Source organism: Kribbella sp. NPDC050241 (assembly GCF_044459685.1).
In the GTDB taxonomy this organism is placed as follows: domain Bacteria; phylum Actinomycetota; class Actinomycetes; order Propionibacteriales; family Kribbellaceae; genus Kribbella.
On record NZ_JBITJE010000002.1, the window covers coordinates 715,016 to 735,065 of the forward strand.

17 protein-coding genes are annotated in these 20,050 nt (G+C 68.8%); 10 read left to right on the forward strand and 7 right to left on the reverse strand.

What is annotated here, in order from left to right; translation table 11 throughout:
• The first annotated feature begins 54 nt into the window (after nucleotides 1-54).
• Nucleotides 55-993 carry a serine protein kinase RIO gene (locus ACIBG5_RS11275; RefSeq protein WP_396391417.1) on the forward strand — a complete coding sequence of 313 codons (939 nt, stop codon included), beginning with the start codon at nucleotides 55-57 and terminating at the stop codon, nucleotides 991-993.
• Here the strand turns inward: ACIBG5_RS11275 and ACIBG5_RS11280 are convergent.
• Both ACIBG5_RS11280 and ACIBG5_RS11285 read right to left on the reverse strand, forming a co-directional pair.
• Nucleotides 977-2,140 carry a tannase/feruloyl esterase family alpha/beta hydrolase gene (locus tag ACIBG5_RS11280; RefSeq protein ID WP_396391420.1) on the reverse strand — a complete coding sequence of 388 codons (1,164 nt, stop codon included), beginning with the start codon at nucleotides 2,138-2,140 and terminating at the stop codon, nucleotides 977-979. The genes ACIBG5_RS11275 and ACIBG5_RS11280 overlap by 17 nt on opposite strands.
• Before the next feature lie 75 nt (nucleotides 2,141-2,215).
• Nucleotides 2,216-3,871 (reverse strand): FAD-binding dehydrogenase, encoded by a 1,656-nt coding sequence (locus tag ACIBG5_RS11285; protein WP_396391422.1) that lies wholly within the window; start codon nucleotides 3,869-3,871, stop codon nucleotides 2,216-2,218.
• Nucleotides 3,872-3,959: 88 nt separating this feature from the next.
• Between ACIBG5_RS11285 and ACIBG5_RS11290 the strand changes: the two genes are divergently transcribed.
• Both ACIBG5_RS11290 and ACIBG5_RS11295 read left to right on the forward strand, forming a co-directional pair.
• Entirely contained in the window at nucleotides 3,960-5,852 is a 1,893-nt protein-coding gene (locus tag ACIBG5_RS11290; protein WP_396391423.1) for a DUF5107 domain-containing protein, read from the forward strand.
• Nucleotides 5,853-5,987: 135 nt separating this feature from the next.
• Complete coding sequence (locus tag ACIBG5_RS11295; RefSeq protein ID WP_396391424.1) at nucleotides 5,988-6,395, forward strand: DUF3592 domain-containing protein; 408 nt, start codon at nucleotides 5,988-5,990, stop codon at nucleotides 6,393-6,395.
• A gap of 73 nt (nucleotides 6,396-6,468) precedes the next feature.
• Here ACIBG5_RS11295 and ACIBG5_RS11300 read toward each other — a convergent pair whose 3' ends face one another.
• On the reverse strand, nucleotides 6,469-7,086 hold the full coding sequence (locus tag ACIBG5_RS11300) for a TetR/AcrR family transcriptional regulator (protein ID WP_396391425.1): 618 nt from the start codon (nucleotides 7,084-7,086) through the stop codon (nucleotides 6,469-6,471).
• A gap of 125 nt (nucleotides 7,087-7,211) precedes the next feature.
• On the opposite strand from ACIBG5_RS11300, the gene ACIBG5_RS11305 reads away from it, so the two are divergent.
• Both ACIBG5_RS11305 and ACIBG5_RS11310 read left to right on the forward strand, forming a co-directional pair.
• A complete protein-coding gene (locus tag ACIBG5_RS11305) occupies nucleotides 7,212-8,381 on the forward strand; it encodes a phosphatidylinositol-specific phospholipase C1-like protein (RefSeq protein ID WP_396391426.1) in 1,170 nt (389 codons plus the stop codon).
• Nucleotides 8,382-8,388: 7 nt separating this feature from the next.
• Nucleotides 8,389-8,838 (forward strand): OsmC family protein, encoded by a 450-nt coding sequence (locus tag ACIBG5_RS11310; protein ID WP_360443285.1) that lies wholly within the window; start codon nucleotides 8,389-8,391, stop codon nucleotides 8,836-8,838.
• Between the two features lie 223 nt (nucleotides 8,839-9,061).
• Here the strand turns inward: ACIBG5_RS11310 and ACIBG5_RS11315 are convergent, their stop codons facing one another.
• Both ACIBG5_RS11315 and ACIBG5_RS11320 read right to left on the reverse strand, forming a co-directional pair.
• Nucleotides 9,062-9,184, reverse strand: a complete 123-nt coding sequence (locus ACIBG5_RS11315; protein ID WP_272949120.1) for a hypothetical protein — start codon at nucleotides 9,182-9,184, stop codon at nucleotides 9,062-9,064.
• Nucleotides 9,185-9,246: 62 nt separating this feature from the next.
• The gene (locus ACIBG5_RS11320) at nucleotides 9,247-10,401 is read right to left on the reverse strand and encodes an aromatic acid exporter family protein (protein ID WP_396391427.1); all 1,155 of its coding nucleotides are present in this window, start codon (nucleotides 10,399-10,401) and stop codon (nucleotides 9,247-9,249) included.
• A 227-nt stretch (nucleotides 10,402-10,628) separates the two neighbouring features.
• On the opposite strand from ACIBG5_RS11320, the gene ACIBG5_RS11325 reads away from it, so the two are divergent.
• Entirely contained in the window at nucleotides 10,629-11,132 is a 504-nt protein-coding gene (locus ACIBG5_RS11325; protein ID WP_396391428.1) for a DUF5709 domain-containing protein, read from the forward strand.
• A gap of 235 nt (nucleotides 11,133-11,367) precedes the next feature.
• Here ACIBG5_RS11325 and ACIBG5_RS11330 read toward each other — a convergent pair whose 3' ends face one another.
• Nucleotides 11,368-12,693 carry a cytochrome P450 gene (locus tag ACIBG5_RS11330; RefSeq protein WP_396391429.1) on the reverse strand — a complete coding sequence of 442 codons (1,326 nt, stop codon included), beginning with the start codon at nucleotides 12,691-12,693 and terminating at the stop codon, nucleotides 11,368-11,370.
• Nucleotides 12,694-13,043: 350 nt separating this feature from the next.
• On the opposite strand from ACIBG5_RS11330, the gene ACIBG5_RS11335 reads away from it, so the two are divergent.
• The 3 genes from ACIBG5_RS11335 to ACIBG5_RS11345 are packed head-to-tail and all read left to right on the forward strand — an operon-like array spanning nucleotide 13,044 to nucleotide 15,735.
• A complete protein-coding gene (locus ACIBG5_RS11335; RefSeq protein ID WP_396391430.1) occupies nucleotides 13,044-14,078 on the forward strand; it encodes an ATP-binding cassette domain-containing protein in 1,035 nt (344 codons plus the stop codon).
• Complete coding sequence (locus ACIBG5_RS11340) at nucleotides 14,075-14,887, forward strand: ABC transporter permease (protein ID WP_396391431.1); 813 nt, start codon at nucleotides 14,075-14,077, stop codon at nucleotides 14,885-14,887. Before ACIBG5_RS11335 ends, ACIBG5_RS11340 begins: the two co-directional genes overlap by 4 nt.
• Nucleotides 14,884-15,735 carry an ABC transporter permease gene (locus tag ACIBG5_RS11345; RefSeq protein ID WP_396391432.1) on the forward strand — a complete coding sequence of 284 codons (852 nt, stop codon included), beginning with the start codon at nucleotides 14,884-14,886 and terminating at the stop codon, nucleotides 15,733-15,735. Before ACIBG5_RS11340 ends, ACIBG5_RS11345 begins: the two co-directional genes overlap by 4 nt.
• 49 nt (nucleotides 15,736-15,784) lie before the next feature.
• On the opposite strand, the gene ACIBG5_RS11350 is transcribed toward ACIBG5_RS11345, so the two are convergent.
• Complete coding sequence (locus ACIBG5_RS11350; RefSeq protein WP_396391433.1) at nucleotides 15,785-18,805, reverse strand: alpha-mannosidase; 3,021 nt, start codon at nucleotides 18,803-18,805, stop codon at nucleotides 15,785-15,787.
• A 188-nt stretch (nucleotides 18,806-18,993) separates the two neighbouring features.
• Here ACIBG5_RS11350 and ACIBG5_RS11355 point away from each other — a divergent pair, with 188 nt between their 5' ends.
• On the forward strand, nucleotides 18,994-20,028 hold the full coding sequence (locus ACIBG5_RS11355) for a TAXI family TRAP transporter solute-binding subunit (RefSeq protein ID WP_396391434.1): 1,035 nt from the start codon (nucleotides 18,994-18,996) through the stop codon (nucleotides 20,026-20,028).
• The last annotated feature ends 22 nt before the right edge of the window (nucleotides 20,029-20,050 follow it).

Below are 20,050 nucleotides of genomic sequence, written 5' to 3' on the forward strand. Positions count from 1 at the left end.
CTGTGCTGCGGCATGTCCGCGTCAGTCTCACCTCACAGTTCAGGAGCACACCGGATGTCTTCCGACGTCTTTCGCACCACCGAGCAAGATCTCACCGATAACCTTTCCGACCTCGACTCCCGCTGGGGCGAACTCACCGGCGACGAGTCCGAACCTGATCCGGCCGACGCGTTCGTCTTCCGCTTCACCGAAGTCGACGAGCAACTAGGCCCGGATCAGCGCTGGTCCACCTGGCTGGACGTCGAGCGCGGCTCTCGCGGCCCGCAACCCCGACCCGACTGGGTCGTGACGGAACAGGCTGCGATCGATACCGAGCTCGGCGTCCTCAAAACCGGCAAGGAAGCCGACGTCTTCCTGGTCGAGCGGGCCGTCGAAGCCATCGGCGCGAACCCGGCCCGTTCCTCGCTGCTCGCCGCGAAGCGGTACCGCACCGAGGAACACCGGTCCTTCCACCGTAGTACGGCCTACGTCGAAGGGCGCCGTACGCGCAACAGCCGCGACACACGCGCGTTGGCGAAGAAGACCTCACACGGTCGCAACGTCGCCGCCGGGCAATGGGCGGGTGCGGAGTGGGGCGCGCTGTGTCAGTTGTGGAAGGCCGGCGTGCCGGTCCCCTACCCGGTGCAGGTGGACGGCACCGAGTTGCTGATGGAGTTCATCGACGACGGTGAAGGCGGGGCGGCGCCACGGCTCGCCCAGGTCCGGCCGTCCAAGGACTTGCTCGGTCAGTACTTCGAGCAGGTCCGCGACGGGATGCGCGAGTTGGCCAGGGCGGGGTTGGCCCACGGAGACCTGTCGCCGTACAACGTCCTCGCCCAGGGGGACCGGATCGTGATGATCGACCTGCCCCAGGTGATCGACATCGTCGGCAATCCGAAGGGTATGGACTTCCTGCTGCGCGACTGCCACAACATGGCGACCTGGTTCACCAACCGCGGGCTGGAGATCGACGAACAGGAGTTGTTCGCCGACCTGCTCACGATGGTGTTCTGATCGCCTGCTGCAGCAAGGGCACGAGTGGTACCAGCTGGTCGGGGTGGGCGTCGACGAGACCGTCGACGTGGTTGCCCGCCTCGACCCGCAGGTACGTGTGCAGTCCGGTGCGCCGAGCCATCGCGGCGTACACGTCGGAGTCCTGGGTGATCGGGAGCAGGCTGTCGTAGGTGCCCTGGATCGTGACCAGTGGCTTGCCGATCCGGCCGGTCAGTGCGATCCGCCGGATCGCCTTGTGTGCTTCAGGCCGGCGCGCGTAGTCGTAGTCGGCTTCACTGCCGGTGTACGACGGATCGAGCTCGGCGGCGTAGATCCGCTGGGTCAGCTTCCAGTAGACCGTGTAGTGGTAGTCCCAGAGGAAATCGGACTTCGGATCGAAGCCGGCGCCGGTGATCAGCTCCGGAGATTGTTGCTCGTAGCCCCTGATCGCCGGCGGCAGGAACGTGAACAGGTTGGGCCCGTTCGCGGTCCACAGCGTCCCTTCGAGGTCGACGCCCCGGGTGTAGAGGTCCGGGTGGTTCTCGAGCTGCCAGCGGACCAGGTAGCCGCCGTTCGAGATGCCCGCGGCAACCACCTCGCGCAGCGCGCGGTCGTAGTACTGTCCGACTGTCGCCCGGGCGGCACGGGTCAGCTGCGTCATCCGCAGGTTCCATTCGACGATCGCGTCGCCCGGTCGCACCCCGTCGGTGTAGAACTCGGCGCCGGTGTTGCCCTTGTCCGTCGCGGCGAACGCGTAACCCAGCGAGAGCACGTAGTCCGAGATCGCCTTGTCGTTCGCGTACTGCGCTCGTACGCCGGGCGACCCGGAGACGACCAGGCCGCCGTTCCACCGATCCGGCAGCCGCACGACGAACTGGGAGTCGTGGTTCCAGCCGTGGTTGGTGTTCGTGCGCGAGTTGTCCGGGAAGTACCCGTCGATCTGGACCCCGGGAATGCCCGACGGCGACGGCAGAGCCGCGTGCGTGAGACCCGCGTAGTCGGCCGGGTTGGTGTGGCCCGAGGCCACGGTCCCGGCGGTGGTCAGGTCGGCGAGACGGGCGACTTCCTGGTGCTGGGCACCGGGAACCCGGACCGGACGATGGGCGCTGGCCGGCACGGTCACACCGGTGAGCAGCAGGACGGCTGAGAGCAACGCGAGGCGGCGCATGGCGTCACGCTAGAAGTCGCCTCCTTCGCCAGACAGAGGGTCGGAGCACACAACCGTGCGCCTCCGGATGGTCTCCTACGACACCGCTTTGGCTGCCGCGCGTCCCGCCGTACGTCCGGTGAACAGGCAGCCGCCGAGGAACGTGCCCTCGAGCGATCGGTAGCCGTGGATGCCGCCGCCGCCGAAGCCGGCCACCTCGCCGGCGGCGTAGACACCGGGCAGCGGCGTACCGTCGGTGCGCAGTACGCGGGAGTCCAGATCGGTCTGCAGACCGCCGAGGGACTTGCGGGTCAGGATGTTCAGCCGGACGGCGATCAGCGGGCCGGCCTTCGGGTCGAGGATCCGGTGCGGTGACGCGACCCGGATCAGCTTGTCGCCGCGATAGTGCCGGGCGCCGCGCAGCGCGGTGATCTGCAGGTCCTTGGTGAACGTGTTGGCCAGCTCGCGATCGCGCGCGACGATCTGGCGCTCCAGGTCGTCGAGGTCGATCAGCTTGTCGCCGGTCAGGTCGTTCATGCTGCGGACCAGGTCGGGCAGGTTGCCCCGGACGATGAAGTCGGCGCCCTTGTCCATGAAGGCCTGCACCGGTGCGGTCGCGCCGCCGCGGGCCCGGCCGAGCACGCCCTTGATGTCCTTGCCGGTCAGGTCCGGGTTCTGCTCCTGGCCGGAGAGCGCGAACTCCTTCTCGATGATCTTCTGGGTCAGGACGAACCAGGTGTAGTCGTACCCGGTCCGCATGATGTGCTCGAGCGTGCCGAGAGTGTCGAACCCGGGGAACAGTGGCACGGGCAGTCGCTTGCCGGTCGCGTCGAACCACAGCGACGACGGTCCGGGCAGGATCCGGATGCCGTGCATCGGCCAGATCGGGTCCCAGTTCTGAATGCCTTCGGTGTAGTGCCACATCCGGTCGCGGTTCACGTACCGGCCGCCGGCCTGCTCGGTGATCGCGAGCATCCGGCCGTCGACATGCGCGGGGACGCCGCTGATCATCCGCTTCGGTGGCTCGCCCATCCGCTTCGGCCACTGCGAGCGGACCAGGTCGTGGTTGCCGCCGATCCCGCCGGAGGTAACGATCACGGCTTGCGAGGTCAGGCTGAAGTCGCCGGCCTCGACCCGCGAACTGGCGACCCCACGCGCGACGCCGCTCGGCTCGAGCACCTTGCCCGCGACTCCGTCGACCACGCCACCGGTGACGGTCAACTCGTCCACCCGATGCCGGAACCGGATCTCCACCAGGCCCTTGGCGGCGGCTTCGCGGACCCGGCGCTCGAACGGCGCGACCAGACCGGGCCCAGTGCCCCAGGTGATGTGGAAGCGGGGCACCGAGTTCCCGTGCCCGTCCGCGTTGTAGCCGCCACGCTCGGCCCAGCCGACCACCGGGAAGAACCGGACTCCCTGGGCATGCAGCCACGGACGCTTCTCGCCGGCGGCGAAGTCGACGTACGCCTCGGCCCATTGCCGGGCCCACTGGTCCTCGTCGTCCAGCCGGTCGAACCCGGCCGAGCCGAGCCAGTCCTGCAGCGCGAGATCGCGTGAGTCGTTGATCCCCATCCGGCGTTGTTCGGGTGAGTCGACGAACAGCAGGCCGCCGAACGACCAGAACGCCTGGCCGCCGAGTGAGGCCTCCGGCTCCTGGTCCAGCAGCAGCACCTTCCGGCCCGCGTCGGCCAGTTCGGCGGTCGCGGCCAGCCCGGCCAGACCCGCCCCGACGACGATCACATCCGCGTCCATCACTGTCCCCTCACCGCTCGGTGGTCCATGTATAGCGGACAACCGAAGGCGATGGACGGACCTGCGCAGACTTGCAAGGATTGGCGTCGTGACGATCCTTTCCGCGCATGATCTCGTTCTGCCCGCCGCCTCGCTCGGAGCAGAGAACCCGCTCGCACCGTTGCGCAGTCATCAGGAACTGCACCAGGTCCAGAACCTGGCCGACGTCCCGGCCGACCTGCGCGAGAACATCCAGTACGGCCGGCTGCACAGCACGCTGCCGTGCCTGAACCAGGACGGCTACGACCGCGACCTGGTCGACACGACCTTCCCCGCGCTGGTGCTGGAGAACGACCATGTCCGCGCGACCATCCTGCCCAGTCTCGGCGGACGGCTCTACTCGCTCGTCGACAAGGCCAGCGGTCAGGAGTTGCTGTACCGCAACCCCGTCTTTCAGCCCGCGAACCTCGCCCTGCGCAACGCCTGGTTCGCCGGTGGAGTCGAGTGGAACGTCGGCAGCACCGGCCACTGGACCGGCACCTGCGCCCCGATGCACGCCGCTCGCGTCGAAGGCCCGGACGGTACGCCGATCCTGCGGCTGTGGGAACTCGAACGAACCCGCAACCTCGTCACCCAGCTCGACTTCTGGCTGCCGGCCGACTCGGAGTTCCTCTACGTCGGAGTACGACTGCAGAACCCGTCCGATCGCGAAGTACCGGCGTACTGGTGGTCGAACATCGCCGTCGAGCAGTCCCCGGAGACACGGGTACTGGTGCCGGCCGATGAGGCCTGGCGGTTCGGGTACGCCGCCGCACCGGCGCCGGGCCGACGGCTTGATCTGGTCGGCGTCCCCGAGTTCGACGGCATCGACCTGACCTACCCGATGAAGCATCCGCGGGCGGTCGACTTCTTCTTCGAGCCGATGCCGGACGAGCGGCCGTGGATCGCCTCGGTGGATGCCGAGGGCAACGGTCTGGTGCAGGCGTCGACGGATCGGCTGCGCGGGCGGAAGCTGTTCGTCTGGGGCGAGGGAGCCGGCGGCCGCCGGTGGCAGGAGTGGCTCGCGCCGGGCCTCGGGGGACACGGGTACGCCGAGATCCAGGCCGGGCTGGCACGGACCCAGCTGGAGCACCTGAAGTTGCCAGCAGCAACTTCATGGCACTGGTTGGAGGCCTACGGCCGGCTGTCGATGGATCCCGCGGCCGCACACTCCGGCGACTGGCGGACAGCCCGTACCGCGGCCGCCTCGGTTCTGCGCCCAGTGGTCGACACGCTCGCCGACCGGGAGCGGAGCTGGCTGACGGTCATGGACGAGGCGCCTGTCGAGCGCCTGGCAGTCGGTTCAGGCTGGGGCGCACTCGAGCTTGCCCGGACCGGCTGGCCGGTTTCCGCCGGTACGCCGTTCGCCGACGACACGATGACCTCGCGGGAGCGCGCGTGGTTGCCGTTGCTCGACGGGCGGTTGCCCGCGGCAGACGACGTACCGGACGGGACGTTGGTGAGTTGGCGGGAGTTGCTGGAGCACGCGGACGACAACTGGCTGGTCTGGTATCACCGGGGTGTCGCTCGGCATTACGACGGTGATCGGGACGGTGCGATCGAGGCCTGGACGCAGGCCGGCGAGAACCCGTTCGCGTTGCGCAATCTCGGGTTCGTGACCGGGGAGCTGTCGTACTACGAGCGGGCGGTCGGGTTGCGGCCTGACCTGGTTCCGTTGGTTGCGGAGGCGGTTGCGCTCGCCCTGGATCTCGACCTGGTCCGGGCCGGCCGCATGCTCGACGACGCTCCGGATGATCCGCGGATCAGGTTGTTGCGGGTCAGGTACGCGCTGGACACCGGCGACGCGCAGAAGGCGCACGAGTTGCTGGCCGACGGCATCCGGTTGGCCACGGTTCGGGAGGGGGCCAACCCGCTGACGGACTACTGGCTTGCCGCGGAGAAGGCGCTCGGAACCAACCGGCCGGTGCCTGCGCAGTACCAGTTCGGCATGGGCGGAAGCTGACTCAGCAAATTGTTATGTCCTGACCTGGAACCGACCGGGTTCGGGTGGCGTCTCACGATTGTGCGGCAAGGGCCGCACAAGGCAGTTCGACTACGACGACCGCGTCGCGCGGGCGACGCGTCGGGGGTGAGTGCCATGTTGACGATCGTTGTGCTCGGCGGGTTCGGCTTGGTGCTGCTGATCACGGCATGCATCGTGCTGGAGGTGCTCGCCGGGGTCCGGCGGGACGAGATCCCTTCGGGTACGGAAGAGAAGACGGCCGGTCAGGTGATCCGGGTTCGTGGCCCGGTCCGCGGTCAGTTGGACGGCGGTGTACCGACGGAGTACACCGAGGTCACCGTCGAGTACTGCACTCGCCGCGGTGAGGGACCCTTCGAGGTCCACCGCCGGTTCCCGGTGGGTGGCAGGATTCCTTACAGCAAGGGCGACCGGGTCATCGTCTGCTACGACGTCCGGATGCCGCGCCGGGCCCGCATCGCCGGCCGGGTCAGCCACTGGCCCCAGCTCGGACCGCGGTCTTCGGACCCGGTTCCACTGCCCTAGAACCAGGAGTCGCCGTACGGCTCCTGGTTCCGCCCCAACCTTCTTCCCTCGCCTCGAGCGGGGGTTTTCCCGTTCAGGAGGGCAGGTGCGGGGCGAGCAGGTTGTAGAGGACCGGGCGGCCCTGAGTCAGGACGTACTCCGCCTCGTCCGCGGGCAGCCGGTCGGCCAGGTGAGCCAGTGACTCGCCCATCGTGATGCTCAGGGTGACCGCCAGCTGGAAGTCCCGGGTGTCGCGGGCGCCGAAGCGGACGGACAGCAGTTCGGCGAACTCGCCCGCGTGCTGGTCGTCGAACTCGCCCGGCTGCATCTCCAGGTCCGGATCGCCGAGCCCGCTCAGGGCGACCGCGCGGAAACCCGGATCGGTGCGGTGCATCTCGCGGAACGTGTCCAGCGTGACGTCCACCGCCTGCCGCCAGGTCGACACCGCTGCCAGCCGCTCCCGGACCGCCTCGGTGTAGCGGGCCTGGTTCCGCCGCTCGATCGCCTGGATCAGGCTCCGCTTGTCCGGGAAATACCGGTACACGCTGCCGACCGCGATCTCGGCCCGCTTGGCGATCCCGCTCGTCGACGCGGCGTCGTACCCCCGCGCGACGACCTCGGCGCACGCCGCGTCCAGGATGCGTTCGACCTGCCTGCTGGCCCGGTCCTGCGTCGGCGTCCGGCGCAGCGGATACGCCCCCGATGTCACCATGTTGCTCATTGTCCATCTTCGAGGGGACCTTCGTTGCCACCTTCCTGTGACAGATTGCCGTCAGATCGGCGTCATCTCCACCGATCGACACTCTGAGGACCCGCCACAGGAGGGGAAGTCTCCGCATGCGCATCAGCAGAACGGTCGTCGCCGGCCTGGCCTCCGCCGCGATCGCCGCGTCCGGCCTGGCCGGTACGGCGCTCGGCAACCACCAGACCCCGCAGTCCGCCGGCCAGGCCGACAACTCGGGGGTGCGGCTCAACCAGATCCAGATGATGGGGTCGCACAACTCCTACCACCGCGAGCTCAGCCCGGCCGAGCAGAAGGTCCAGCAGGCGCAGAACCCCGGTTCGGTCGACCTCTGGTACTCGCACGCGTCGATCCCGTCGCAGCTCGAGGACCAGAACATCCGGACCCTCGAGCTCGACCTGCTCCCGGACCCGGACGGCGGTCTCTACACGTACCCGCTGATCCGGAAGCTGACCGGACAGGGTCCGCTGACCGACCCGGCGATGGCCAAGCCCGGCATCAAGATCATGCACATCCCGGACTTCGACTACAACACGAACTGCGACACCTTCGTGCTGTGTCTGCAGCAGGTGAAGTCGTGGTCCGACGAGCACCCGGACCACGTGCCGATCACGATCAACCTCGAGCTCAAGCAGTCCGACCCGAACGTGGTCGCGGCCGGCGGTGTGCAGTCGCCGCCGTGGGACGCCGCGGCCCTCGACGGTGTCGACCGCGAGATCCGGTCGGTCTTCCCGGAGAAGAAGCTGCTCACCGCGGACGACGTACGCAAGCCAGGTCTGACGCTGGAGCAGTCGGTGCTGACCAAGGGCTGGCCGAAGCTCGACGCGGTCCGCGGCCAGGTGCTGTTCTACTTCGACAACGGCGGACCCGGCGCGATCCGTGACCTGTACCTGGCCGGCACGCCGAACCTGGAGGGCCGGGCGGTCTTCACCCGCGGTCCCGAGGGTCAGCCGGATGCCGCGATCACCCAGGTGAACGACCCGCGTGGCGCCAACCAGGCCGAGATCCAGCGGCTGGTGTCGAAGGGCTACCTCATCCGCACCCGCTCGGACGAGCCGCTGGCCACGATCCGGGACAACGACACCAGCCGGGTCGGTATCGCGCTGGCCAGTGGCGCGCAGGTGGTCACCACCGACTTCCCGGTCGTCGGGATGGCGGCCCGGTACGACAGTGACTTCGTCGCGGATCTCCCGGGGGACGATCCCGTACGATGCAACCCTGTGACAGCACCAAACTGGTGCCACGGAGATGTCGAGGGAAGGTGACCTGAGCATGTCGGAGCACGTGGTCGATGTCAGTTGGAGCCGGGGTGGGCACGAGTTCACCTACGACAGCTACGACCGCGACCACGAGTGGCGCTTCGACGGCGGCATCACCGTGCCCGGGTCGGCCAACCCGCAGTACCTGGGCAACCCGGGCCCGGTCGACCCGGAGGAGGCGTTCGTGGCGGCGCTGTCGTCCTGCCACATGCTGACTTTTCTGGCGATCGCGGCCCGCAAGCGGCTGGTCGTCGACGCGTACGACGACCACGCGGTCGGCGTGATGGCGAAGAACGAGGCCGGCCGGCTGGCGATCACCCAGGTGACGCTGAACCCGAAGATCGTCTGGGGCGGTCCGGAGCCGGACGCGGAAGCGCTCGAGCGGATCCACCACCGGGCCCACCTGGAGTGCTTCATCGCCAACTCGGTCACCACCGAGGTGGTCGTCGCCGGAATCGGCTGAGACAGACAAAAACCACCCGCCGGTCTGGCCTGAGCCTCGCGCAAGCGGCGTCAGGACAGCCGGCGGGTGGTTGTGGGTGCACCTCTGTGGTGGTGCACCGGACGGATCCGGCGGCGCCTCGCACGGGGCGCCTCTGCGTTGGTGCGTTCTCCGCGCGGTCTACCTCGGTGGGGAAGACCGTGCGGGCGGCGCCGCCTGGATCCGTTCGTCCGGTTCGCGCCAGTTACTGCTCGGCGGCGGCGTCGCTCCGGTCGTCGGTGGTCTGGGTCGTGTCGACGGCCAGCAGGTCCTCGAGCCGGCGGACCTGCTCGTTGGCCATCGAGGTCATCAGTCGGTGGATCGTCATGCCAGTGAGACGCACCCGGTCGGCGGGTATGACGGCGATCCGCCCGGATTTCTTCGTGTGACCTACTTCTCATCCAGCCCGTCGAGGCGGAGCGGGATCAGTCGCCGGGCCTCGTCGTACGACGTACCGGTCAGCTCGAGCAGGTCGACGACGGTCGATCGGATCTGCCCGAGCACCACGACGGCCGACAGGCCGGTGGGCAGTGGCATCTGCGCCGTACGGCGGCCGAGCTCGCCCAGCACGCGGTGTGCGGCGACGTCGGCGGCGGGCTCGAACAGCGACTCGGCGATCAGCCGGGTGCCGTCGGCGAGGCGTTCGAGCAGCATCGGGTACTCGGCCGGCATCGCCTCGTCACGCCAGACCGAGACGGCGCAGCGACGGACCAGGACGCGGATGTTCCGGATCGCCCGGTCCAGCGGTACGACGAGGTCGGCGACCTCCTGGACCCGGACGCGGTGCCGGCGGACGAACGGCGACAGCCTGACCACGGCGACGCCCTCGTCGGCCGCGCTGCGGAGGTCGTCCAGTTGAGACTCGCTGGCGCGGGCCCGGCGGAGCGCGTCGGTGACCGCCTCCTCGTCCCGGGCGCGGAGGCCGTCGGCGGTCGCGATCAGGATCTCGGCCAACTCGTTCAGCACCCCGGAGGCTTGTTGCCGGGGGCGTCTGATCGCGGTGGCCGGCGCGATGGTGGCGGCGGCCAGCGCGACCAGGCCGCCGAGTACCGCGTCGAGCCAGCGGCTGAAGCCGGCGCCCGGGTTCGGCAGGAGGGTGGTGACGATCGCGGCCTGGACCCCGGCCTGCGTGGTCATCAGGGTCCCGGCGCCGAGCAGGACCGCGACACTCATCGCCAGCGCGATCACGAACACGATCTGCGGGATCCCGGTGCCGAAGACGCGGACGAACAGGTCGCCGACCGCAACCCCGACCGCCACGCCGACCATCACCTCGGCGACCCGGCGCAGCCGCTGACCGAAGCTGAACCCGAGGCAGACCATCGCCGCGACCGGCGCGAAGAACGGTTGTCTGTGGCCGAGGACGTACCGGGCGAGGGCCCAGGCCACGCCGGCGGCTATCGCGCACTGGGCGATGAAGAAGACGCGGCTGCGCCACCGATCCACCCGGGTCCGGACCGACGCGCGCGAGCGGCGGACGGCCTGCGGCGCGATGTCGTCGCGCAGCTCCCGCAACTGGTCCAACGTCAGCCTGACCGGATCCACGGACTCCATTGTCCAGGCAACTGCCCGCCAGCTTGCTTCCCCGCCCCTAGGAGGTCAGGGTTGAGGCATGAGCGAGCGGAGCGAGCGAACAATCAGCACTGTCGAGATCTCGGTCGTGCCGGAGCCGAGCGCTAGCGAGGTGGAGGCATGAGCGAGCGGAGCGAGCGAACAATCAGCACTGTCGAGATCTCGGTCGTGCCGGAGCCGAGCGCTAGCGAGGTGGAGGCATGACCGAGAACAACCGTGAGGATTACGGCAGCTACAGCGTCGACGACGAGGACCAGCTGCAACCCACGGACACCCTGAACGACCGTGGTGTGGACGACCTGCTCGACGAGGGCTACTCGCCGCCGGAGAAGTGGTCCGCCGGTGAAGGATTCGGTACGACGCCCGACGAGGCGGTGCAAGGGGAGTCACTGGACCAGCGGATCGCCCAGGAGGAGCCGGACTCCGACCCGTACGCCGAGGACGGCGAGGACGTCGGCGGACCCGAGGTCGGCGTGGTCCGGTCCGGCCGCCTGGTCGCGCCGGACGAGGGCGCGCACAGTGACGACGACGATGAACTGGTCGCCGAGGACGTCGGCTTCGACGGCGCCGCCGCCTCCGCCGAGGAAGCCGCCGTCCACGTCGTCGACGACGAGGAGAACTTCGAACTCGACGACGAGGACGAGGAGGACCTCCCCTCCTACGAAAACGTAGACCTGGGCGACGTCACCGACCCCGAAGACTGACCACCGCCGCCTCCCACCACCCGTCTCGCCGGTCCGCCCTGGTCGCCTCCCCAAACCGCTTCGGGGAGGCCGGTTGCCCGGTTCGGGAGGTGGATCCTCCCCAAACCGATTGGGGGAGGGCAGTTGTTGCCCCCGGTGGTCGCGTCCCCGAACTGCTTCGGGGAGGCCGGTTGCCCGGTTCGGGAGGTGGATCCTCCCCAAACCGCCTTGGGGAGGGCTTGCGTGGGCGTGCTGGTCAGCGGGGGGTGACCTGGATCTCGGCTCCTCGGCTGGGGACGAGGGTGACGTTTTTGGGTTGGGCTGGTTCTGGTTTGGGGTGGGGGGCGGTGAAGTTGTAGGTGGCGAGGGCGGCGCGAAGGATCTCGGTGCCTTCCATCAGGGAGAAGCCGGCTCCGATGCACCGCCGCGCCCCACCGCCGAACGGCATCCAGGTCCCCGGCGCCGGCGGGTCGTCGTCCAGGAACCGCTGCGGCCGGAACTCCTGCGGCATCGGGAAATGCTCAGGGTCGCGATGCACCAGCCCGACCGCGGCCATGATCGTCGTACCCCGGGGCAGTCGGTAGCCGGCGATGTCCGCGGTCTCGGTCAGCCGCCGGCCGACCTGGTACACGACCGGATGCAGCCGCATGGCCTCCTTGAGAATCGCCTCCAGCTCATCGTCCGCACCCGAGTCCGCCGCCCGCTGACCGAACTCCAGGTCCTCGCGGCTCCGGGCCAGCTCGTGGAACGTCCACGCCAGCGCTGTCGCGGTCGTCTCGTGCCCGGCCAGCAGCAACGTGACCAACTGGTCCCGCAGCTCCACGTCCGACCAGGTGCCGGCGGCAAGCAACCGGGACAGTACGTCGTTGCGTCCGGCAAGGTTCCCGCGGCGCTCGGCGATCTCCTCGTACAGGATCTCGTCCACCTGCTGTTGCACGGTCAGGTAGGTCCGCCACGGCCGCACCCGGAGCAGGGCCGGGTAGAACCCACCCAGCATGATCACCGGCGAGACCGAGACGATCTTGTCCAGCAGCGGCCGGAGCTGGTTCAGGCGGTCGCGGTCCGTCACGCCGAAGATGACCTGGAGGATGATCTCGAGCGTCAGGTTCCGCATCCGCTGATGCACCTTGAACGGCTTGCCGGTCGGCCAGGTCGCGACGTCGGCGCGGGCCAGTTCGTGCACCATCCCGGCGTACCCGCGCAGGGCCTGACCGGAGAACGCCGGCATCAGTTGCCGCCGCATCCGCACGTGGTCCTCGTCGTCCAGCAGGAGCAGCGAGTGCGCGCCCATGATCGGCTTGAGGACCGTGTTGCCCTCGCCCGCGTGCATCACCGACGGCGGACTGCCGAACACCTCGCGGATGTGGTCGGGCCGGCTCAGGACGACGCACACCCGGCTGGACGGGACCAGGCGGATCGTGAACACGTCGCCGTACTTCGCCCGCATCCGGGGGAAGAACGTCCGGCGGTGACTGGCGAACAACACGGTCTGCGCCAACGTCGGCAACCGTGGACCCGGCGGGAGTGTGCGCGCCGTCTGCCGGTCGAGCGTCCGGCCACCGAGCAAGGGTGTCGAAGCCATACCTTCACGCTACGTCACCCGGGTGAACGACGGGCGTCGTACGAACCAAGGCCCGCGGCCCCGGCAAACCAGTAGACACCGCTTTCCCCGGTCTCTACCGTGACATCCGGTAGCCGCACGTCGGAAGGACCTGAGCGGAGATGCCCGCACCCCGTCGAGATAACGGACGTCAGTTGACTTAGCGTCCGTCGGAGCCACCAGGGCCGCAGCCTTGGGGAATCGCGCACCCGGGAGGAGCCGAGAGGCCCCCCGGTCGATCCAGTTCGACGGTGTCACGGCAGCTCCTGCGCTCAGCGCAGTGACGCTGCCCGGTCCTGTGTTCAGTCGACTCTGGAAGCGGTGCTCCCTTCATGAATTCTTCTTCTGACGTCCCGTCGATGCAGCCGCGGGTGATCGCGGCGCGGGATCTCACCAAGACCTATACGTTCCATCAGCAGCGCGCCGGGCTCGGCGGCGCACTGACCAGCCTGGTCCGGCGCAAGTACGAGACCAGGCTTGCGGTCGACCGGATCAGCTTCGGCATCGACCGTGGCGAGGTGGTCGGGCTGCTCGGCCCGAACGGCGCCGGCAAGACCACCACGCTGAAGATGCTCTCCGGCCTGCTCTACACGACCTCCGGCGACCTCGAGGTGCTCGGCTCCACCCCGTCGGACCGCAAGCACGACTACCTGCGCCGGATCGCGCTCGTGATGGGCCAGAAGTCCATGCTCTGGTGGGACATCCCGGCGATGGAAAGCCTCCTGCTGCACAAGGACATGTACGGCCTGGACCAGGACGAGTTCGAGCACAACGTGGCCGAACTCGCGGAGCTCCTGGACGTACGGGACCTGCTGAACATCCAGGTCCGCAAGGTCTCCCTCGGAGAGCGGATGAAGCTCGAGCTGATGGCGGCGCTGGTGCACGGCCCGGAGATCCTGTTCCTCGACGAACCGACGATCGGCCTCGACGTCGTCGCGAAGGCGCGGGTCCGGTCCTTCCTCGCCGAGGTCAACAAGCTGCGCGGTACGACGATCCTCGTCACCAGTCACGACATGGACGACATCGAGGCGCTGTGTTCGCGGGTGATGATCATCGACCACGGCCGCCTGCAGTACGACGGCGGCCTGGACGAACTCGTCCGGACCACGCGGCCACGCAAACTCGTCCAGGCGACGTACGCGACCACCGTCGACGGCCACCGGCTGACCTCGCTCGACGGGGTCGGCGCGGTCGAGAGCTCCGGGCAACTGGTGAAGCTCGAGGTCGATCGCGAGCGGACCGGCGATGTCCTCGAGCAGCTGACCCGCCTCGGCCCGCTGGTCGACCTCGACGTCGCGGACGCCGATGTCGAGGACATCATGCGCGACCTCTTCGTCCGCCGCAGTACGTCGGGCGACCTGTCATGAACACCTTCGTCCGCAACGCCCGGGTGCTGCGCCGGATGACCGTGGCCGAGATCGTCCAGCAGTCCGTCTACCGCGGCGCCTGGGTCATCTTCATGGCGGCCAACATCTGCGTTCCGGTCATCTCGCTGCTGATCTGGCGGACAGCGATCGCGAACGGGGCCGGGCTCCCGATCGACGAGCAGTACATCACGACGTACTTCGTGCTGCTCAGCTTCGTCACGATGGCGACCTCGTCGTGGCTGACCGGGTTCCTCGCGGACGACATCCGGCTCGGGAAACTGTCCCGCTGGATGGTGCGTCCGGCGTCGCTGCTGCTGGGCTTCGTGAGCAACAACCTGTCGGAGAAGTTCCTGAAGGTGTTCGCGCTGGTGCCGATGATCGGTGGATTGTGGTGGATCTTCCGCGACTCGATGAAGATTCCGGCCGGACCTGGTCGCTGGGTGTTGTTCGCGGTCAGCCTCGTACTGGCGGCGGTCCTGGTGTTCACCATCGACATCCTGATCGCGTCGCTGGCGTTCTGGATGGACGACGTCGCGGCGCTGGCGCAGGCCCGGTTGATCATCGCGAGTGTGTTGTCGGGTTCCGTAGTACCGCTGGCGCTGATGCCGGACTGGTCGCGGACGTTCGTCGACTACCAGCCGTTCCGGTACACGGTGTCGTTCCCGGTCGAGATCGTCGCGGGTGGTCTGAGCCGATCGGAGCTGCTGGCCGGCCTGGGGGTGCAGCTGGCCTATGTGGTGGGCTTCGGCGTACTCGCGCGGTTGGTCTGGTCGGCCGGGATCCGGGCGTACTCGGCGGTGGGCGCATGAGCGAGCTGCGGACGTACGCCGGCGACCGGGCTCCGCTGGATCGCAATCGACTGCACATGCATTGGCGCCACCTGCGGCTGTGGCGTCGGTTCCTCGCGCAGGCTGTCGTTCGGGAGACGCACTACCGGGCGCATTTCGTCACCACCCTGCTGGTCGGACTGGTCCAGTTCGGACTCGGGATCGTGCCGGTCCTGCTGCTGTTCGGATTCACCGGTCAGCTGCACGGCTGGTCGCGGGCCGAGGTGATCACGCTGGCCGGGATGTACCAGATCGTCACCGGGCTGATGGCTGCGTTCATCGCACCGAACCTGAACCGGATGACGTCGTACCTGACCGAGGGTGAGCTCGATGTGGTGCTGCTGCGGCCGGTGTCGAGCCAGTTCTACCTGACACTGCGGTGGATCAACGTGGCCGAGCTGAGCAACGTCGTCAGTGGGCTCGCGGTGGTGGTGATCGGGCTGGTGCAGTCGGGGGCGACGCCCGACCCGCTGGAGGTCGTTCAGGCTCTGGCGCTGGCGGCGTGCGGCCTGGTGCTGCTCACGGCGGTCTGGTCGGCGATGTCGTTCCTGGCCTTCTGGCTGCAGTCGGTGGGGCCGATCGGGAGCATCTACCTCAACCTGGTCGAGGCCGGGCGGTATCCGTTGGTGTTCTTCCCGGTGCCGGTGCGTGGATTCCTGACCTTTGTGTTCCCGGTCGCGTTCGCCTCGACGTTCCCGGTCCAGGCCCTGGGTGGAGATCTCGGGTGGTGGCCGGTCGGAGGTGGCGTCGGGCTCGCCGTGCTGGCGTTGACGCTCGTCCGGCTGCTGTGGCGGCGCGGTCTGCGGTCGTACGCCAGCGCCAGTTCCTGACCACAAGTGCCCGGCGCCGCTGTCGCGGCGCCGGGCGCGAGGTGGGGGGTCAGGAGCGGGTGAAGCGAAGGGTGAGGATCTGGAACGGGCGGAGTTCGAAGGTGACTCCGTTGTCCTGCAGGTCCCGGTCGGCCAGGTGGCGTTCGAGGAGGTCGACCTCGGTCACCGACGCCGCGCCGAACGACGGCGTGACGGTGGCGCGGGAGCGGCCACCGGAGGACTCGTAGAGGCGGACGACGACGTCGCCGGAGCGGTCGTCGGCCAGCTTGAGCGACTCGACGATCACGTTGCCGTTGTCGACGGCAACGATCGGCTCGGCGCCGTCGGCACCCGTGACGACCCGCTCGGGCAGGTTGATCCGGTAGCCCTCCTCGATCGCCTCCGGGATCCCGGCACCGACCACCAGCGCGTGGTTGACGGTGTGTACGCCCTGGTCGGTCTGCGGGTCGGGGAACCGTGGTGCGCGGATCAGCGACGTCCGGATCGTGGTGGTCGTGCCACCGTCCTCGCGTGCGGTCCGGTTGATGTCGTGGCCGTACGTCGAGTCGTTGACGACGGCAACGCCGTACCCCGGCTCGCCGACGTGCACCCAGCGGTGCGCCGCGATCTCGAACTTCGCCGCGTCCCACGAGGTGTTCTGGTGGGTCGGCCGGAAGATGTGCCCGAACTGCGTCTCGGACGCGGACCGGTCGGCGTGCACGTCGACCGGGTACGCCGCCTTCAGGAACTTCTCCGCCTCGTGCCAGTCCATCGTGGTCTCGATGTCGACCCGCTTCGTGCCGGGCCGCAGGCGCAGTGTCTGGTTGACCGTCGACCGGCCGAACGAGCGCTTCACGACGACCGTCGCGACGCCGGAGTCGGTGCTGAAGTCGACACTGTCCACCTCGGTCACGTCGCGGACGTTGTTCTTGTAGAACGAGTCCACGTCCCAGGCGTCCCAGTTGTTCGGGGTGTCCACGTGCAGCTGCAGAAGGTTGCCCACGGCACCCGGCGCGATCACCTCGCGGCCGGCCTCGACGTCGTACAGCGAGGTGATCAGACCGCGGTCGTCGATCGTGACCCGGATCAGCCCGTTGTCCAGTACGCCGTCCTGCACCGACACGGCCTGGCCTTCGCCGGCCGCGACACCAGCGCCGAGCCCGGCGATGCCGTTGCGCCCGTGCGGAGCGGCGTTGAAGACGATCTGGGAGTCGCCGGAACCGGCCAGCGCCTGCTGGGCCGTCGCGATGATCGCCTCGAGTTCGGAAGCCAACCGAGCGTACGTCTCCTCGGCTTCGCGGTGCACCCAGGAGATCGAGCTGCCGGGCAGGATGTCGTGGAACTGGTTCAGCAGCACGGCCTTCCAGATCCGGTCCAGGTCCTCGTACGGGTACGCGTCCAGCTTGCCAGCGACCACAGCCGCGGCGGACCACAGCTCGGCCTCGCGGAGCAGGTGCTCGCTGCGCCGGTTGCCCTGCTTGGTCTTGGCCTGCGAGGTGTACGTCGCCCGGTGGATCTCCAGGTAGAGCTCACCGGACCAGACCGGCGCGTGGTCGTGGTACTCCTCCTCGGCGGCGGTGAAGAACTCGGTCGGGGACTCGATCGTCACCCGCGGCGAGGACTCCAGGTTCGCCACCCGGCGCGCGGTCGCGACGAACTCGCGGGTTGGGCCGCCACCGCCGTCGCCGTACCCGAACGGGACGAGCGAACGCGTTGCCGCGCCGTTCTCGGCGAAGTTGCGCTGGGCGTGCGCGAGCTCCCGGCCGGACAGGTCGGAGTTATAGGTGTCGATCGGCGGGAAGTGGGTGAACACCCGGGTCCCGTCCAGGCCCTCCCACCAGAAGGTGTGGTGCGGGAACTTGTTCTCCTTGTTCCAGGAGATCTTCTGGGTCAGGAACCACTTCGACCCGGACAGCTTCACCAGTTGCGGCAGGGCCGCGGTGTAGCCGAACGAGTCCGGCAGCCAGACCTCCTGGGTGTCGATCCCGTACTCGTCCAGGAAGAACTTCTTGCCGTGCACGAACTGCCGGGCCAGCGCCTCACTGCCGGGCAGGTTGGTATCGGACTCGACCCACATGCCGCCGACCGGAACGATGGTGCCGTCGGCAACGGCCTTCTTCAGCCGCTCCCACACCTCCGGGTAGTTCTCCTTCACCCACGCGTGCTGCTGGGCCTGCGAGAACGCGAAGACGAGCTCCGGGTACTCCTGCGCCAGCGTGGCGACGTTGGACACCGTCCGGGCCACCTTGCGGCGGGTCTCCCGCAGCGGCCAGAGCCAGGCGGAGTCGATGTGCGCATGGCCGACCGCGGACAGCTGGTGTGCGCTGGCGTGGGCCGGCCGGCTGAGTACGTCGGTCAGCTGCGCGCGGGCGTCCGCGGCGGTGGCGGCGACGTTCTCGTAGTCCAGGGCGTCCATCGCGCGGCTCAGCGCCCGCAGGATCTCCCGGCGGCGCGGCTCCTGCACGGACAGCTGCTGCTGCAGGCCGTCCAGCGCCTCCAGGTCGAGGATCAGGTCCCAGACCTCGGCGTTGAAGACGGCGACGTCGGCACGGGCCAGCCGGTAGATCGGCGTACCGCCCGGCTCGGGCTTGCCGCCGACGTCGGTCGGTGCGAACGCGTTCGACCCGAGGACCTCGGGGTTCGCGGCCGCCTCGACGTAGAACTCGATCCGGTCGCCCGCGTGCGCCGGCGTGCCGTCGGGGCCGAGGATCGACAGCGGGGCGTAGGTCTGCCGCGGGTGCAGGCCCTTCAGCGGTACGCCGGACGTGGTGTGGACCAGGCCCTCCGCGGAGAACCCGGGGCCGCCGCTGAAGCCGAGGTCGATGACGGCCTCGATCTCGCTGCCGGCCCACTCGGCCGGGACCTGGCCGCTGAACTTGAACCACGCGGTGCCCCAGGCCGCACCCCACGGCAGCCCGATCGCGGCCGGCTCGTAGGTCTGGGCGAGTGCCTCGGCGGGGGACACCGGCTCACCGGGGGCGTGCCACACCTCGATGTCCAGCGGGACGGAGGCACCGTAGATCGCGGGGCGGATCCGCTCCCGCAGGGCGCGCTGGAGCCGCTCCTCGATGAGTTGACGGTCGTCGTGCACGAAATCATCCTCCGGCCAGGTCTGAATGGGCTGCTCATGCGATCCGCGCGACCGCTGCATGACAACGCTGTCACACCCACCCCGTACCCGTCCAGACGCAGTTCATCGCAGTACCTGCGGGTAGCGGTTCGGTTGCGGGCAGGGTACGTAACTACCCGGAGAGCCGGATGTTGTCTAGGTTGTCCTGCATGGATCGCCCCCGCCTGTTCACCCCCGACAGGAACAGCCTCCTCAGACCCGACGGAATGACCCGGCGCAGCCTGCTCGGTCTGGGGGCCGCGGCGGTCGCTGCGATGGCAGTGCCCGGATGTTCCCGCGGCCGCTCCGACGAGCCGGCACCGGACGGGCCGGGCATCTTCGCGACCGGCAACACGGGCGGCGTCTACAACCAGTTCGGCATCGACCTGTCCAAGCTGATCAGCGAGGTCACCGGCGTCACTCTGCAGCCACTGGTCACCGGCGGTTCGGTCGACAACCTGATCAAGGTGTCCAGCCAGAAGGCCGACATCGGTTTCTGTACGTCGGACACCGCGCTGGCGGCGTACGAGGCGACCGGGGTGTTCGCCTCCGGGAAGCTGAGGTTCAGCGCGCTGGCCCGGGCCTACGACAACTACGTGCACGTGGTCGTGCCGATGGCCTTCAAGGGCCAGGAGCTGAAGGCCCTCGAGGGCAAGGTGGTCAGTGTCGGCCAGCAGACGTCCGGCACCAGGATCGTCGCCGACCTGATCCTCAACACCGCCGGCGTGAAGGTGACGAAGCGGTTCCTCAGCCTGGAGGACTCGGTCAAGGCGCTGGAGGCCAAGGCCAACAACCCCAAGGCGAGGGGCGGCATCGACGCGCTGATCTGGAGCGGCGGCGTGCCGACCGAGCCGATCGGCAAGCTGCAGGACTCGATCGGCTTCCGCCTGCTCGACATCGGCAACGTCGCCCAGACGATCGCGCTCAAGGAGTTCGGCGGCTACGTGGTGTCCGCGATCCCGCCGTCGGCGTACAAGCTGGCCAGCTCGGTTCCGACGCTGGCGATCCCGAACTACATCGTGGCCAAGCCGAACCTGTCGGACTCGTGGGCCTGGTGGACGGTGAACACCTTGTTCCGCCGCCAGAACGACCTGATGGCGGCACATCCGGAGGCCGGCGCACTCGACCCGCGCTCGGCGATCGCGACGATGCCGATCCCGCTGCACCCGGCCGCCGAGCGCTGGTACCGCGAGAACCACATCTGAGCAGGGCGTACGCCGTACGACC

Excerpts from the sequence above, each read along its gene's own strand:
- ACIBG5_RS11300 (WP_396391425.1), bottom strand. The coding sequence starts at position 7,086 with ATGGTGACATCGGGGGCGTATCCGCTGCGCCGGACGCCGACGCAGGAC.
- ACIBG5_RS11335 (WP_396391430.1), top strand. The coding sequence starts at position 13,044 with ATGAATTCTTCTTCTGACGTCCCGTCGATGCAGCCGCGGGTGATCGCG.
- ACIBG5_RS11330 (WP_396391429.1), bottom strand. The coding sequence starts at position 12,693 with ATGGCTTCGACACCCTTGCTCGGTGGCCGGACGCTCGACCGGCAGACG.
- ACIBG5_RS11340 (WP_396391431.1), top strand. The coding sequence starts at position 14,075 with ATGAACACCTTCGTCCGCAACGCCCGGGTGCTGCGCCGGATGACCGTG.
- ACIBG5_RS11275 (WP_396391417.1), top strand. The coding sequence starts at position 55 with ATGTCTTCCGACGTCTTTCGCACCACCGAGCAAGATCTCACCGATAAC.
- ACIBG5_RS11310 (WP_360443285.1), top strand. The coding sequence starts at position 8,389 with ATGTCGGAGCACGTGGTCGATGTCAGTTGGAGCCGGGGTGGGCACGAG.
- ACIBG5_RS11280 (WP_396391420.1), bottom strand. The coding sequence starts at position 2,140 with ATGCGCCGCCTCGCGTTGCTCTCAGCCGTCCTGCTGCTCACCGGTGTG.
- ACIBG5_RS11285 (WP_396391422.1), bottom strand. The coding sequence starts at position 3,871 with ATGGACGCGGATGTGATCGTCGTCGGGGCGGGTCTGGCCGGGCTGGCC.
- ACIBG5_RS11355 (WP_396391434.1), top strand. The coding sequence starts at position 18,994 with ATGGATCGCCCCCGCCTGTTCACCCCCGACAGGAACAGCCTCCTCAGA.
- ACIBG5_RS11325 (WP_396391428.1), top strand. The coding sequence starts at position 10,629 with ATGACCGAGAACAACCGTGAGGATTACGGCAGCTACAGCGTCGACGAC.
- ACIBG5_RS11345 (WP_396391432.1), top strand. The coding sequence starts at position 14,884 with ATGAGCGAGCTGCGGACGTACGCCGGCGACCGGGCTCCGCTGGATCGC.
- ACIBG5_RS11295 (WP_396391424.1), top strand. The coding sequence starts at position 5,988 with ATGTTGACGATCGTTGTGCTCGGCGGGTTCGGCTTGGTGCTGCTGATC.
- ACIBG5_RS11315 (WP_272949120.1), bottom strand. The coding sequence starts at position 9,184 with ATGACGATCCACCGACTGATGACCTCGATGGCCAACGAGCAGGTCCGC.
- ACIBG5_RS11305 (WP_396391426.1), top strand. The coding sequence starts at position 7,212 with ATGCGCATCAGCAGAACGGTCGTCGCCGGCCTGGCCTCCGCCGCGATC.